The sequence below is a fragment of the Geotalea uraniireducens genome, from assembly GCF_027943965.1.
Classification (GTDB): domain Bacteria; phylum Desulfobacterota; class Desulfuromonadia; order Geobacterales; family Geobacteraceae; genus Geobacter; species Geobacter uraniireducens.
In genome coordinates, this window is the sequence record NZ_AP027151.1 from 3,117,658 (window position 1) to 3,131,611 (window position 13,954).

Annotated in this window: 9 protein-coding genes; all 9 read right to left on the reverse strand. The window is 63.1% G+C overall.

Annotated features, from left to right (window positions below):
* Positions 1-153 precede the first annotated feature (153 nt).
* Entirely contained in the window at positions 154-1,056 is a 903-nt protein-coding gene (locus QMN23_RS14525) for an SLATT domain-containing protein (protein ID WP_282000050.1), read from the reverse strand.
* 368 nt (positions 1,057-1,424) lie between these two features.
* On the reverse strand, positions 1,425-3,290 hold the full coding sequence (locus tag QMN23_RS14530) for a hypothetical protein (RefSeq protein ID WP_282000051.1): 1,866 nt from the start codon (positions 3,288-3,290) through the stop codon (positions 1,425-1,427).
* A 401-nt stretch (positions 3,291-3,691) separates the two neighbouring features.
* The gene (locus QMN23_RS14535; RefSeq protein ID WP_282000052.1) at positions 3,692-4,132 is read right to left on the reverse strand and encodes a DUF4149 domain-containing protein; all 441 of its coding nucleotides are present in this window, start codon (positions 4,130-4,132) and stop codon (positions 3,692-3,694) included.
* The gene (gene nudC, locus QMN23_RS14540) at positions 4,129-4,995 is read right to left on the reverse strand and encodes an NAD(+) diphosphatase (protein WP_282000053.1); all 867 of its coding nucleotides are present in this window, start codon (positions 4,993-4,995) and stop codon (positions 4,129-4,131) included. Before nudC ends, QMN23_RS14535 begins: the two co-directional genes overlap by 4 nt.
* A gap of 173 nt (positions 4,996-5,168) precedes the next feature.
* Positions 5,169-5,618 carry a hemerythrin family protein gene (locus tag QMN23_RS14545; protein ID WP_282000054.1) on the reverse strand — a complete coding sequence of 150 codons (450 nt, stop codon included), beginning with the start codon at positions 5,616-5,618 and terminating at the stop codon, positions 5,169-5,171.
* 181 nt (positions 5,619-5,799) lie between these two features.
* Complete coding sequence (locus QMN23_RS14550) at positions 5,800-7,407, reverse strand: methyl-accepting chemotaxis protein (RefSeq protein ID WP_282003912.1); 1,608 nt, start codon at positions 7,405-7,407, stop codon at positions 5,800-5,802.
* A 234-nt stretch (positions 7,408-7,641) separates the two neighbouring features.
* On the reverse strand, positions 7,642-9,273 hold the full coding sequence (locus QMN23_RS14555) for a methyl-accepting chemotaxis protein (protein WP_282000055.1): 1,632 nt from the start codon (positions 9,271-9,273) through the stop codon (positions 7,642-7,644).
* 234 nt (positions 9,274-9,507) lie between these two features.
* Positions 9,508-11,733, reverse strand: coding sequence for a sensor domain-containing protein (locus QMN23_RS14560; RefSeq protein ID WP_282000056.1), 2,226 nt, complete (start codon positions 11,731-11,733; stop codon positions 9,508-9,510).
* Between the two features lie 81 nt (positions 11,734-11,814).
* On the reverse strand, positions 11,815-13,776 hold the full coding sequence (locus QMN23_RS14565) for a methyl-accepting chemotaxis protein (protein ID WP_282000057.1): 1,962 nt from the start codon (positions 13,774-13,776) through the stop codon (positions 11,815-11,817).
* Positions 13,777-13,954: the final 178 nt, after the last annotated feature.

Consider the following 13,954-nt stretch of genomic DNA (forward strand, 5'->3'; position numbering starts at 1 on the left):
GACCGGCCATTGGCCGTGAGCAGGTCACCGGTGAAGCGTAACGGGCGGGGGGAATCCCGCCCGTTACGTAGTTAGAGGGGGACGTTCCAATTAAACAGCGTCCCGTTGCGGTCCTCGTTCCTAATAGAAAGAAACGTCCCCCAAGCAGCTCCATTATCCCGTTATACCTGCTGTATGACGCAACAAACTGTAGGCCTGGCAAACTAGCCTTCGGGACTCTTTGAACTTGAGACTATCCATGGCTTCATTGAAGTTCAGCCACTGTCTCTCTCGCCCTTCGCGGGGCGGGCTCTCCCTCACCATCTCCATCAGAAAGAATTGAGCCTTCACTCGTCCATTAGGAGCCGAAAACTCGACTATGTCCAGCACATCTCGCACCGCAGTTTCAACGCCGGTCTCTTCTAAGACTTCCCTTCGGGCAGCTTGCTCCGTCGATTCCCCGCGTTCAATATGCCCTTTTGGCAACACCCATTCATGCGGCTCATTTTTGGTTTGAACAACTAAGTACTGTATTGTACTGTTATTGCTACGTACCACCACCCCGCCGGCATGAGTCGGTGCGATTGTAAAATACTCTTGATGCATGTCATCGAATGTTTTGGCCGCAGGTTTGTAAATGCTGTCAGGCAACGCTCTTGTCTTCTTGGCTAGACAAGACAGGTCCTCCCCGATCTTTTCCAACTCCTCAAATCCCATTTTTCTTTCAACATCACCTCCTTCGAGGCGCAACCGGAACATGTCTGCTCGACGGCGTAATCGCCCGTACTCGGCTCCCGCCGCTCGGTGAGCCTCGGCTCGTTCGTCCAGTTTAGATGTGCGTTGCACTGCACTTAAGGCGGCAGCGACGATTGCCGCGAGCCCAAACCCGAATTGAAGCGGATATGTCTTAATCCAGTCTGAAAAGATCGAGGTGCCTACTATCGCACTAAGCGCCGTACTCGCCCAACTCAACCAGCGGGCAAAGCGGTCGGCTCTCTCCGCAGCACGATACTGGCCTTCCCCGGTGCGGCCTGCGCTTACCGCGTATTTATTGGCTCGTGCAATTAGATCGTCCATGACTTAGCATCCTCTTTTATAGGGCTGATGTCGCTGACGAAGAAAGACCTCCGAGGTAGGAATGCCGGTTATCTGATCTGGCAGTTCATGGAGAGTGAAAATGGAGCTTCGGTAAAGTTTGTCGGTAATTTCCCCCCACCGCATCACGGCTTGTTCGCTGCCTGGGGGCCTGGATTGTCATACCACTGGAAATAGTTCTCCCCCCTGCGCTCCTGGAACCGACAAGCTTCTGCTTGGTGGCATTAAACCATACGGACAACAGCCCGAAGATAATTGCTGCCATCAACGACACGAAGCACATGAGCCGCATTGACGAATAGGTACCGTTGTCCTCTTGAAAATACCCGGCACTCTCTCTCGGCCACCCCCTACAATTCCTCCGCCATGATCTCAACCTGCTGGGGCGGATAATCGAGCAGCTTTTCGCGGTCTTTCGGCACGAAGTCGAATTCATAGACGACCGGCAGTTCATTGCGGTTTGCGCTCGCAGCCGGCTGCTTGTAGCCGAAGCGCCATGCGGCAAGTTTGTAGGCGGCGGCGTTGACGAGCTTTTTCATGGCCTCTTGCTGGGCGCGGTCATAGGGCTTGATCGCGACCTGCTCCTGGGTCAGCGCCGTCTGTCTCCAGGCACGGGCCGCCGCCAGCACTTCGCCGCTGGGGGCCAGGGTGACGGAGACTTGGCCGCCGGTCCCCAGGACGTCGATGGTCTGGTCGCCGTTGCGGACCCGCTGGATGATGCTGACAACGACATCCCGTTTGCCGTGCACGATCGGGCTTTTTGTGCCGGTGTCCGCCATGCTGGCGCTCAACATCTGGGTAACCTGCACCGCGCCGGCGTCCTTGTCGAGCCAACCGATCCGGCGGACAAACTCCAGGGCCGTTTTACGCTGGTCGGCCACCGTCCTGACGCTGCGCGCCGTTTCTCGGGGCGCTTTGCCGATCGCCCGCAGGCTGACGGCGCCACCCTCCGCGTTCCGCTTGATGATGGCCGAAGCGCCGGCCAGTTGGGGGTCGCGGAGCTGTTCAACCTTGTCCCTGATCACCAACCGGCGCTTGAATTCCACCGGGTCGCCCGGCGGCAGGATGCGCACCCGCCAGAGCTTGCGGGGAATCAAATCCGGTCGCCAGACGAGCAGGGGAGGGTCGGTCTGGGTGCCACCGGAGTAGAGGATGTGCAGATAGCCGCTGCCGGAGCTGTTGCGGCGATTGGTGAAGGTCAGGTCATAGAGCGGCGTATCGGCAATGTTCGCGCCGCCCCGCGTCATGCAGATCGGTTTGACGCTGCTGCTCCCCAGGCCGAGGATGAACGATTCCGCCACCGAGCGCCCCTCGTTGTTGAACTTGTTCCAGATGGCGTTGACGTTCCCCTCGTGACAATAAGCGAGGGTCGACACGCCGCAGGCCATCCTGAGATCGTCGCCGATGACCGGTCCCCAGCGTTCGAATACGTTGCGCATGGCGGCCGAATCCGCCGAGCCGTCGAAGTTCTCGGGCTCGGAATAGTCGCAGTCGCCGCCGCTGCAGACCCGCGGCCCATGGGCAAAGGTTTCGCAGGAGCATTGCCAGAAGTAGCGCAACTGGCCATTGCCAAGGATGTTGCCGAGGAGCAGGTTGGTCTGGTGGCCGTTGTCGCCCAGAGTGTTCCAGGTGGTCGGGTTGCCGTGGCCCGCGTAGAAAAAGAGCATCGGCTTGTCGATGCCGTTGCCGGCATCGGTGTCGTTGCCGGTGGCGATACGGGCCTTGTCGTTGTAATAGGTGGCGGTATTGGTCAGCCCGACGTGGATATGGTTCTTGGTCCAGCCGGCCGGAGCGCAGTTGCTCGTGGTGGTGCTGCCGGCCATGTCCTGGCAGAACAGGAACTCGTTGGCGGTGTCGATATGCCAGTCGGTGTTGCCGTGGGCCGCCTTGGCGCTATTGGCCGGCGGATCGCAATAGACCTCGAAGTCGGCATGCTTCGACGTCAAGGGATTCGGGGAGAGGATCTTGATCGCCTGCCACCCCTTGTAGTTGGGGAGCGTGGCCCCGCCGAGAGTCCAGGTGGTGGAGACCGATTTGCTGCCGGCCGCGCGGAATAAGAGCTTCTTGATGCGGGTATCGGTGGCGCCGTCGCTGCGGGTGAAGATATAGCTTACGGTGCCCGGCCTGTTCACGGTGATGGTGCCGTTGAAGACGATCTTGCCGGGGCAGTCGCCCGAATAGACCTTCTGGGCGGCTTTCAGGGTTGCTTTGGTCACCGCTGCCCATGTGCCCTGGCTTGAGCACAGGATCATGACGATCGTAACCGTTGCCCAACGGGCGGTTCGTGCCAATCTGTCGGACCACTTCTGACTGCTTCGCCTCATAGTTTAGCCTCCTTGCTAATTCGCGTTCATCCTGAACCCCGAATAAGGCACTGCACACATTAAAGCTAAGCATACAATATCATTTACAGTTTTCAATTAATATCAACACATAAATTAACCTGATCGATAGGGATCATCTGCCGCCAGCGGTTTACCCCCCTTTGTCAAAGGGGGACGCATTCTCATTACGGGCGACGGAGCCTGGCTGCCAACATTCGGCAAGGAAAAGCGCGTTGAAATAGAGGAGAGAACAGCCGGCCGGGGCGGACGCCCCGGCCGTGAAGGAGTAAGTCCTACAGCAGCACCACCAGCACCACCCCACCACCGAACACCGCCAGATTGCAGACGGCGGAAACGGCATGGAGTCGGGAGAACTGTTGGCGGAGCGGATGGTCCTTGGGGGTCGTCTCGAAGGAGGGAATCTGCGCCTTGAGGGCAGCGGCCCGGGGTTCGATGTAGAACGCCTGGAACAGCGTGGCGGCAAGCATCACCACCAGCAGCGCGACGGCCGGAATCCAGTTCCGCCCCCGGACGGCGAGCAGAGTCAGCAGGGCAACGGCGCCGCAGGCAACCCCCCAGCGGAAGTAGCCGGGAAAGAGGTAGCCGACGATCCGGCCGGCAACGTCGCGGGTCTCGGTGCGGAAGATGGTCGGGGTGAGGACGAAGGTGAAGATGGCGACGCCGCCAACCCAGAAGGCGACGGCCAGCCGACAGATAGTGGCCAGGATATTCATGGGCGGACTCCTGCATAGTTGTCGATAATCCAACGGGCAATACTGCGGCGGGACGGCAGCGAATCGGGCATCCGCCCGGCGCTGAACCAGCGGACATCCTCGATCTCGCCGGGATCGGCGCGCAGCTCACCACCGACGTAGTCGGCGACGAAGCCGGCCATCAGCTGGCTCGGGAAGGGCCAACACTGGCTGCCGAGATAGCGGATGTTGGTCACCTCGACGCCGGCTTCTTCCCGCACCTCGCGGCGGGCGCACTCTTCCAGCGACTCGCCAAAATCGACGAAGCCGGCAACTAGGCTGAAGCGGCCCGGCGGCCATTCCGGCTTGCGGATCAGCAGGAACTCGTCGCCCCGGCGCACCAGGACGATGGCGCAGGGATGGATGTGGGGGAAATGTTCGCTGCCGCAGCCGAGGCAGCGCTTCCCCCAACTGCCGGCGAGCGGCTCGGTGGCGGTACCGCAGCGGGGACAACAGGCGCTGTTCCGCTGCCAGTGAAGAATCTGCTGGGCAACGCCCCCCAGGGTGAGGGTAACGTCGTCAAGCCGCTCCTCGGCGGCATTGAACGGTTCGGCGCGAAGCGGCGCCGGCAGCGGTGCCTGGCCGGAGATGCGCAGGGCGCGAAGCGGCTGGCCGCGCCAGCGGCCGATCAGAAGCGGTGCCTGGTCGCCGGCCAGGCCGGCGGCAATATCGCCGCAGGGGAGCGCCAGGCTGTCGCCCTGCGCCTCGACCACCAGGGCGTTGCCGCGGAGGATCGCCCAGTAGCCCGGCTCGCCGGGATCGGCGGCGCCGGCGGCGAGCGGGACGAAATCGCGCTGGATGACGGCGGCGTTGAAGGGAAGATTGACCGTATCGGGGTAGGACATGCGGACCTCCGGGGAGCTAGACCAATGAGCCTCCAATCATAGCGCGTTGTCCGGACGATGCAACAGGGAATTCGCCCCCCAGCGGTGAAAGAGAGGCAACGGCAGGATACGGCGAGGAAAGCGCCGGGCGAGCCGGCGCGGCAGAAGGTGGAGGGAGAAACCGGTTCGGCCGATCAGTGACCGACGGCGGCGACGCCGGTGCCACTACCGCTCCAGGCAGAGCGGCCGGTCAGGAGAAAGGTGCCGATATCGCGGTCCATGCCGCAGACGTGGTCGGTCAGCCAGCGGAGGAGCATCCGGCCGGTCTGGGTCACCAGCTGGGGTGATGCCCCCTTTTCGCCGATCATCGCCACGAGGCTGCCGAGCCGTTCGCGGAAGGCCTGGTGTGCCTCCCGGTGGAACGCCAACAGCGGGTAATGGCAGGAACGCATCAATGCTTCCTCCTCGCGAAAATGGTTGAGGGCGTACTCTTCGAGGAAGCCGAGCAACCGCTGCAGTTCCTTGGCCCCCTCGCCGGCGCCGATGGCGACCATCAGGCCGTCGAAGCGGGCGAACAGCTCCCGATGCTGCCGGTCGATCTGCTCTACCCCGATTTCGTACGATTTGTCCCAGACGACGATCATGGCGACCTCTCCTTACGGCAGCGGCAAGCCTCGGCCCGTTGCAGGATTCCCTTTCTTTTTATCGGTAATTTCCGGATTTTCTTGAGTAAAATTTCCGTGCCGGCATCACCGGCCGGCGCGGTACCGGGACAAAAAAAGCCGGCCCGGGGGCCGGCTTTGCGCGAGGGATCGCTGGGCAGGATCAGGCGGCCAGGCGAAAGCGCCCGACGAGCCGTTGCAGATCCGTCGCCAGATGGTTAAGCCGGATCGCGGCGGCAACCGACTCCTGGGCACTGCGCGCCGTCCCCTGCACCACCTCGGTGATCTGCGTCATGTTGCCGCTGATCTCCATCGTTGTCGCCGTCTGCTGCTCGGCGGCGGTGGCGATCTGCTGTACCTGCAGGGCAACGGCGTTGATCTGTTCCTGGATCTCGTGGAGCGCCGAGCCCGAACGGCCCGCTTCGGTGGTACCGTTCTCCACGTCGCGCACCCCTTCCTCCATGGAGCTGACCGCGCCCCGGGTCTCCGCCTGAATCGCCCGGATCATCGTCCCGATCTCGTGGGTCGCCTTGGTGGTCCGCTCGGCCAGCGCCCGCACCTCGTCGGCAACGACGGCGAAACCGCGCCCCTGTTCGCCGGCCCGGGCCGCCTCGATGGCCGCATTGAGCGCCAGCAGGTTGGTCTGGTCGGCGATATCCTGGATCGTGCCGACAATCTCGCCGATCTGGTCGCCGCGGGCGCCGAGACTCTCGACGGTGCCGGCGGTCGCCTTGACCCGGCCGGAAATCCGCTCCATGACGGTGATCGTCTGGTCCACCACGGAAGCCCCGGTAACCGCCGAATCGTTGGCCTGCAGCGCTTCGGAAGACGCCAGGGAACAGCTCTGGGCGATCTCAGCCGAGGTAGCCGCCATCTCTTCGCCGGCCGTGGCGACCGTTCCGGCCTGGGCCGCCACTTCTTCGGCGCCGGTGGCGATCTGCTCGGCAGAACTCTGCACCTGGGAGGCGGCCGCCGCCAGCTGCTCCACAGTCTGGGCCAAGTGGGAAATGATCCCGTGCAGCCGCTCGATGAAAGTATTGAATGAGCGCCCCATCTCCCCCACCTCGTCATCCTTCAGGTAATCGAGCCGCTGGGTCAGGTCCCCTTCCCCCTCGGCGATGTCCCGCAGCAGGTCGTGCATCCGGTTGAGCGGGACAAACAGCCGTCGGACGAACAGCCAGCCGAAGAACGCGGCAATGCCGAGGATCAGCAGGGCGATCGAGGCGGTGATCAGCATCAGTCGCTCGTAGGAAGCAAAGAAGTCGCTCTTCTTGACGCCGACGTAGAGGGCGCCGATCACCTTGCCTGCGGCGTCCTTAAGCGGGTCGTAGGCGGTAAAGTACGCAGAGCCGAGAATCTTGGCCTCGCCGCGGTACGGCTTGCCGTCGCGGATCACCGCGTCGTAGGCGGGTCCCTGCAGCTTCGTGCCGACCGCCCGGCTGCCGTCGGACTTCAGCACGTTGGTCGACACCCGGGTGTCCCCCATGAAGATCGTCGCCGTGCCGCCAGTCAGGTCCTTCAACCGGTCGGGAAGCTCGTAGTTGTCGTTCAGCACCGCGTCGCCGGCCAGCAGCTTGCCGTCGACGATCCGGCACGAATCCCCCTTCTGCCGTACCAGCTCCCAGAACGTCTTGAGGCGTTGTTCCTGGGAGATCAACGCCTGGCGCTGCAGTTCCCGGGCAAATTCGACGAGACAGACGGTGGTCACCGCGCCGAGCGCCAGGGTTACGAGCAGAATATTCACCACCACGAACTTCGTCCTGATAGTCAGCCGCATTCCTTCCTCCCTCCTTGGTCATCGCAATGTAGTGTATTCGAGCCGGCAATCCGCCGGGACGGTAACAGTATGTCAACGCACTAATTGTTTCTATCGGTAGGAAGGTCTGGCCACTTTACCGTATACCGCGAAACATAACCGCGTTTACCGTATACGAGCAAAAACGCATAAAAAAAAGCCGGTCAAACGACCGGCCCAACAACGACAATTCATCGCAAGCGTGGGAAATTACGCCAACTTGAAGTGACCGACCAGCCGCTGCAGATCCGTCGCCAGGTGCGCCAGTTCGCCGGCAGCGCTGGCCGAATCGTGGGAGCCGCGGGTGCTGTTGCGGATCACCTCCGTCATCTGCTGGATATTGCCGGTGATCTCGCTGGTGGTGGCAGTCTGCTCCTCGGCGGCGGTGGCAATCTGATTCACCTGGCCGGTGACCTCGCCGATCTGGCGGAGGATATTTTCCAGCGCTTCACCCGACCGGCCGGCATCGGTGGTGCCGTTTTCCACCTCCTTCACCCCTTCTTCCATGGAGATGACGGCACTCTTGGTCTCCTGCTGGACCGCCTTGATCATCTCGCCGATCTCCTTGGTCGCCTTGGTGGTCCGCTCGGCCAACGCCCGCACCTCATCGGCGACGACGGCGAAGCCGCGCCCCTGTTCACCGGCGCGTGCCGCCTCGATGGCCGCGTTCAGCGCCAACAGGTTGGTCTGGTCGGCGATATCCTGGATCGTGCCGACGATCTCGCCGATCTGCTCGCCGCGCGAGCCGAGACTGGCGACGGTCCGGGCGGACACCTGCACCCGGTCGGCGATCCGGTGCATCACCTCCAAGGTCCGCTGGACCACCTCGGCACCTTTCAGTGCCGTATTGTTCGCCTCCTGCGAGCTTTCCGCCGCCCGGATACAGTTCTGGGCGATCTCGGTGGAAGTCGCCGCCATCTGTTCGCTGGCAGTGGCGACGGTGCCGGCCTGGGCCGCCACTTCTTCGGCACCGGTGGCGATCTGCTCGGTGACGGTGCTGATTGCGTCGGCGGAAGCGGTCACCTGTCGGCTGTTCTGCGCCACCTGGCTGATGATCTCGTGGAGCGTGCCGACGAACTCGTTGAACAGCCGGCTCACCTCGCCGAATTCACACTTGCTGGTGACCGGCATCCGGCGGGTCAGATCCCCCTCGCCGCTGGCGATGTCGCGCAACCGCTCCAGCAGATGGCCGACCATCCTTTTCTGCGACAGGCCGAAGGAGGTGAACAGCAGCACCACCAGCAGGATGGTCAGCACCATCAGGACGATCGACTTGGCCACGACACCGCTGGCAAAGCTCTCCACCTCCCGCCGCTCGGCTCCCATCTCTTTTTTCACCCCCGCGAGCATCGTCAGCAGCGTCCCCTTGCACTCGCGCCACTTGGGCGTTTCCTGCTTGATCAGCAGGTCAAGGGCCGCCGGGCCCTGCCCGGCACCGGCCATGGTCTGAATCTGCCGGCGCAACTGATCCCCTTCCTGCCACGTCGTGTGGAGCACACCCAGTTGCTTGATCGTCTCCTCCCGGTCCTTGACCAGAGCGACGGAATTGTCGTAAGCCTTGGCAAAATCGGCCAGCGCCTTGTCGTAATTCTTTCGCGCCTTGTCATCAGAGGGATTGAGCAGGATATTGCGGGTCGCCTGCTCCGCCTGCAACCCCTGGGCGTACATCTCGCTCAGGTCGAAGGCGAATGCCTGGTCCTTGTCGACGAACGACTGGAACTTGCCGGTCAGGGTATGCATCCAGAGATTGAACAGGGCAAACGACAGTACCAGGAAGATGCCGACCACAACGCTCACTACGGCAAATTTCTTCATGATCGCGAGATCTCTGAACCACCCCATTGAGGTACCTCCTTAACGTTCGGTTGATTGGCGCATGAATCGGCACGCCGGACGGACGGTCGCCGACCCCTATGAACCGTATCGGCGGGAGAGCGGCGGACTTGAATTAGTTTCCTCACAGAATTCGACAGTTGCCGATTTCGGCACCGCAACCGGCCCGGCAAGTTTCCATAAAGAGCCCTGCCGGCGATGGGGAGCTGCGGGACGGGAGAAAGGGAGTGCCGCCGGGAAAGGTTAGCGGGAGGGGTGCCGGGCCAGCCAGTTTTCGGCAAAGCGGGGCGCCGGTTCGGGACGGCTGAAGTAGTACCCTTGGGCGTAATCGCAGCCGAGCTGCCGAAGCGCCGCCAGATGGCCGTCGTCCTCGACCCCCTCGGCAACGAGGGTCAGGCCGAGATGGCGGGCCATGGCAATGATCGTCGTCACGATGGCGTAATCGCTCTGGTCGGCCAGCATATTCCTGACGAACAGCTGATCGATCTTCAGGGTATCGACCGGGAACCGTTTGAGGTAGACCAGCGACGAATAGCCAGTGCCGAAGTCGTCGATCGCCAGCGAGAATCCCTGCCGTTTCAGCTCGCCCAGGATGTCGATCACCCGCGCCGGATCGCTCATGATGGCGCTTTCGGTCAGCTCCAGCTCCAGGTCGGCGGGAGAAATACCGGCCGCCGTTACGGCCCGCGCCAGGAGCGGCACGAAATTGGGGTCGTCGAGCTGTCGGGATGAGACGTTGACGGCAATCCGGCCGCTGACCGGAAAGCCGGCCTGTCGCCACGCCCGGACCTGGCGGCAGGCGGCATTGAGCACCCATTCCCCCAGTTCAACCATCATCCCCCGCTCTTCGGCGACGGGGATGAATTCGGCGGGGGGCACCGGGCCAAGGAGCGGATCGTTCCAGCGAAGCAGCGCCTCGGCACCGGCCAGCGCGCCGCTGGCCAGGTCCACTTTCGGCTGATAGTAGAGTTCCAGCCCCCCCTCCGCCAACGCCCGCTCCAGGCGGTGGGCCAGTTCCATTTTCCGGCTGAGGTGCTGGCTCATCTCCGCCCGGTAGAAACGGTAGCCGCCGCTGTCGGCCTTAGCGCGGTACATGGCCAGATCGGCCTGGGAGAGTAGTTCCTGGGGGGTGGAGCCATCGCCGGGGTAGAGAGAGATGCCGACGCTGCCGCCGATCGTGAAGTGCGCCTCTCCCGCCGGGACGGGCACCGACACCGCCGCCAGCACCTGCCCGGCCAGTGCCGTGGCCGTGGTTTGATCCGCCGCCGGGCAAATCATCACGAAATCGTTCCCTTCGAAGCGGGCAAGCGTTTCCTCGCCAGGGAACAGCTCCCGCAGCCGGCGGGCCACCGTTGCCAGCACTTGGTCGCCGACCGGATGACCATAGCTCTCATTAATCTCACGCAGATGCTCAAGGTCGAGCAACAGAAGCGCCAGTTGCTGCCGGGAGCTGGCGGCGACGGCGAGAAACCGGTTGAAATGCTCCATGAAGAGCGCCCGGTTGGGAAGACCGGTGAGAGGATCATAGAACGCGAGCCGGTGGAGCCGGTCCTGGGCATGGTCATGGGCAACCCGCAGCCGGGTCGTCTGGATGCCGAAGGAGAGGTCGTCAGCCAGTTCGGCCAACAGCGCCACCTCCTCGGAGTGGAACGCATCGGGCTCGGGAGCGTAGATGGCAAGGGCACCGAGCGTCTCCTCGCCGACCCGGAGCGGCAGGGCGACAGCCGACTGGTAGTTGCGCCGGCAGGCATCGTCATGCCAGGGGGCAAGGCGGGGGTCGGCCAACACGTGTTGCCGGAGTGTCGTTCGGCCGGTGCGGATGGCGGTACTCATCGCCGAGCGGCCCCGCTCCCCCTCGCCCCAGCTCATCTCCGCCACGGCGAGAAAGCCGTCTTCGAAACCGAAATGAGCCACCGGCCGGACGCGGCGCCGTTCGTCATGTTCGGCATAACCGACCCAGGCCAGGCGATACCCGCCGATTTCCACGGCAATCCGGCAGACATGGGCCAAGAGGTCCTGCTCGTCGTTGCTGCGCAACAGCGTCCGGTTACTGGCACTCAACAGGCGAAGCGCCCGGTTGGTCTGCCGCAGGGTAATAGCCGCCCGCTGCCGCTCGCTCACGTCGCGGATGGTGGCCAGCACCACCAGTTCGTGCCCCTCGACGATCGGCCCAAGGGTGATGTCGGCGGGAAACAGGCCGCCATCCCGGCGCTGCCCCGTGAAGACGGTCATCGTCCCCTCGGGGCGGCTGACCGGGCGCATCATGTAGCCGCGGACCCGTTCGGCATGCCACGACCGCTTCGCTTCGGGGACGAGAAGATCGACCGGCAGGCCGGCAAGTTCGCCGTCGTCGTAGCGAAACAGCTCTTCCGCCCGGCGATTGGCCTCGATGATGATCCCTTCCCGATCGACCAAAAGCGCCGCGTCGGGAATATAGCGCACCAGTGCTGCGTGAAAATGATCCTGCAAAAATCCGCTCCTTAAACGGCTGAACCCCCATCGTTCAGCACAACGTCCCGCGACGCGACGGCAGCAGCCGGCGCGCCCCGCCTAGCGATGCGCTTCGAACTCGCGGCGGAGATCGTCGAGCAGTTTGACGATTTCCTGCGACAGCGTCTGCAACTGCGGGTAGAGCGTCTGGCCGCGCGCCAGGTCGCCGGCGTTGACGGCCGCCACCACCTCCCGCGCCACGGAGTGGATCCGTTCGTGGGGTCCCCTGATTGCCCGGAAGCTCGGCAGTTGGCCGCACAACTGCTGCCCCTCGCCCTCGTACCACTTGCCGAACCGGCAGCTCAGGTGAGTCGAAACCTTGGCGGCTTCGAGCCGTTCCCGGCCGGCCAGCACCAGGCCAATGGTTTCGACGAAGGCGCTGTGGTCGCTCTTCGCCAGTTCGAGGATGAACAGCTCGCTGCCGGTGGTCTTGAACCGCCGGACTTCGCCCTGCAGGTCACCGGCCAGTCGTGCCAGGGACGAAGCGGACTGGGCGCTTTCGGTGGCATCCTGGGCGGTCTGGCCGACCACCTCGGTAATCTGCTGGATATTGTTGGTGATCTCGTTAGTGGTCGCCGTCTGCTGTTCGGCGGCGGTGGCGATCTGGGCGACCTGGCTCGTCACCTGCTGGATCTGCTCCAGGATCGTCTCCAGGGACTCGCCCGACCGGACCGCATCGGCACTCCCCTTTTCAACCTCGGTGACCCCCTCCCCCATGGACGCGACCGCCCCGCGGGTTTCCTGCTGGATCGCCTTGATCATCTCGCCGATCTCCCGGGTCGCCTTGGTGGTCCGCTCGGCCAGCGCCCGCACCTCATCGGCGACGACGGCGAAGCCGCGCCCCTGTTCGCCGGCCCGCGCCGCCTCGATGGCCGCATTGAGCGCCAACAGGTTGGTCTGGTCGGCGATATCCTGGATCGTGCCGACAATCTCGCCAATCTGATCGCTACGCGAGCCGAGCGCTTCGACGGTGGCCGCCGTCGAGCGGACCCGCTCGGCAATCCGCTGCATGCCGTTGACGGTCTGCTGTACCACCTCGGCGCCGGCCAGGGCACTGTCGCTGGCCAGTTTCGCTCCATCCGCCGCCAGCGAACAGTTGCTGGCAATCTCCATCGAAGTCGCCGCCATCTCTTCGCTGGCCGTCGCCACCGTCCCGGCCTGAGCCGCCATCTCCTCCGCCCCGGTGGCAATCTGTTCGGAAGTGCCGCTCAGCCGATGGCTCGCTTCGGACAGCTCCAGCACCGCATTCTGAATGGAGTTGAGCATCGCCTCCATATTGGTCATCATCCGGTTGAAATTCTTCCCCATGTCTCCCAACTCGTCGTTGGCGTGAATGGTCACCCGGGCAGTGAGATCGTTGTCGGCAACTGTGCCGATAATGGATGAAAAACGCTGCAGCCGGAGCACGAGCCGGCGGGCCACCGCGATGCCGAACCCCGCCGCCAGCAGGGCAACCAGCGTGGAGACGACCACCTGGACGATCAACAGCCGGCGGGACGCGGCAGCGAGTTCCTGGCGGTTTTGCCGGTAGTTCTCCCGGGCAACCTTTTCCATCTCCGTCACCGCCGTGCCGAGCGCCCGATCGATCCCCCGGGCGAGAGTGCGGTCGATGCCGGTCACGTCGTCGCTTGCCTGCCGTGCGGCCACCAGTTCGTCGAGCCGCCCGCGATAGGTGCCCAGTTCGCTCGTCGCCTTGTCGGCCGCCGCCTTCTCCTCCGCCGCATTGGCCAGCCGGGCGAATTCGCCGATATTCTTTTCCAGCGCGGTGACGCTTTCGTGGAAAATGGCCACCTGCTTATCGTCTTTGCGGATCAGGTAGTTCTTGTAGGCACGCACCGCCTCGGCCAGGTTGACCTGGGACTTCATGGCGAAATCGACCTGGGCGGCATCCCCCTGGACCATCGCTTCGCTGGCATTCACCTGATGGTTGATGATGTAGAGGGAAAGGGCCGTGACCAGTGCCAGCCCTACGACCGTCAGGGCCGAGATGGTGTACAGTTTCAGCGATAGGGTCATTCTCATGATTCGTCTCCGTAGAGGCAGTCCGGATAGTCATCCGAACCGGTTACGGCCCGTCAAATTGGTCTGACAAGCGTCACAAAACAGTTCACAGTACGAATCGACGATTATTACAAATTCTTTACCTGAAAAATGATTATTTCTGGTTAACCGGGCAAAAAACACCAGCAAATCAAATAGT

Excerpts from the sequence above, each read along its gene's own strand:
- QMN23_RS14525 (WP_282000050.1), bottom strand. The coding sequence starts at position 1,056 with ATGGACGATCTAATTGCACGAGCCAATAAATACGCGGTAAGCGCAGGC.
- QMN23_RS14535 (WP_282000052.1), bottom strand. The coding sequence starts at position 4,132 with ATGAATATCCTGGCCACTATCTGTCGGCTGGCCGTCGCCTTCTGGGTT.
- nudC (WP_282000053.1), bottom strand. The coding sequence starts at position 4,995 with ATGTCCTACCCCGATACGGTCAATCTTCCCTTCAACGCCGCCGTCATC.
- QMN23_RS14545 (WP_282000054.1), bottom strand. The coding sequence starts at position 5,618 with ATGATCGTCGTCTGGGACAAATCGTACGAAATCGGGGTAGAGCAGATC.
- QMN23_RS14555 (WP_282000055.1), bottom strand. The coding sequence starts at position 9,273 with ATGGGGTGGTTCAGAGATCTCGCGATCATGAAGAAATTTGCCGTAGTG.
- QMN23_RS14565 (WP_282000057.1), bottom strand. The coding sequence starts at position 13,776 with ATGAGAATGACCCTATCGCTGAAACTGTACACCATCTCGGCCCTGACG.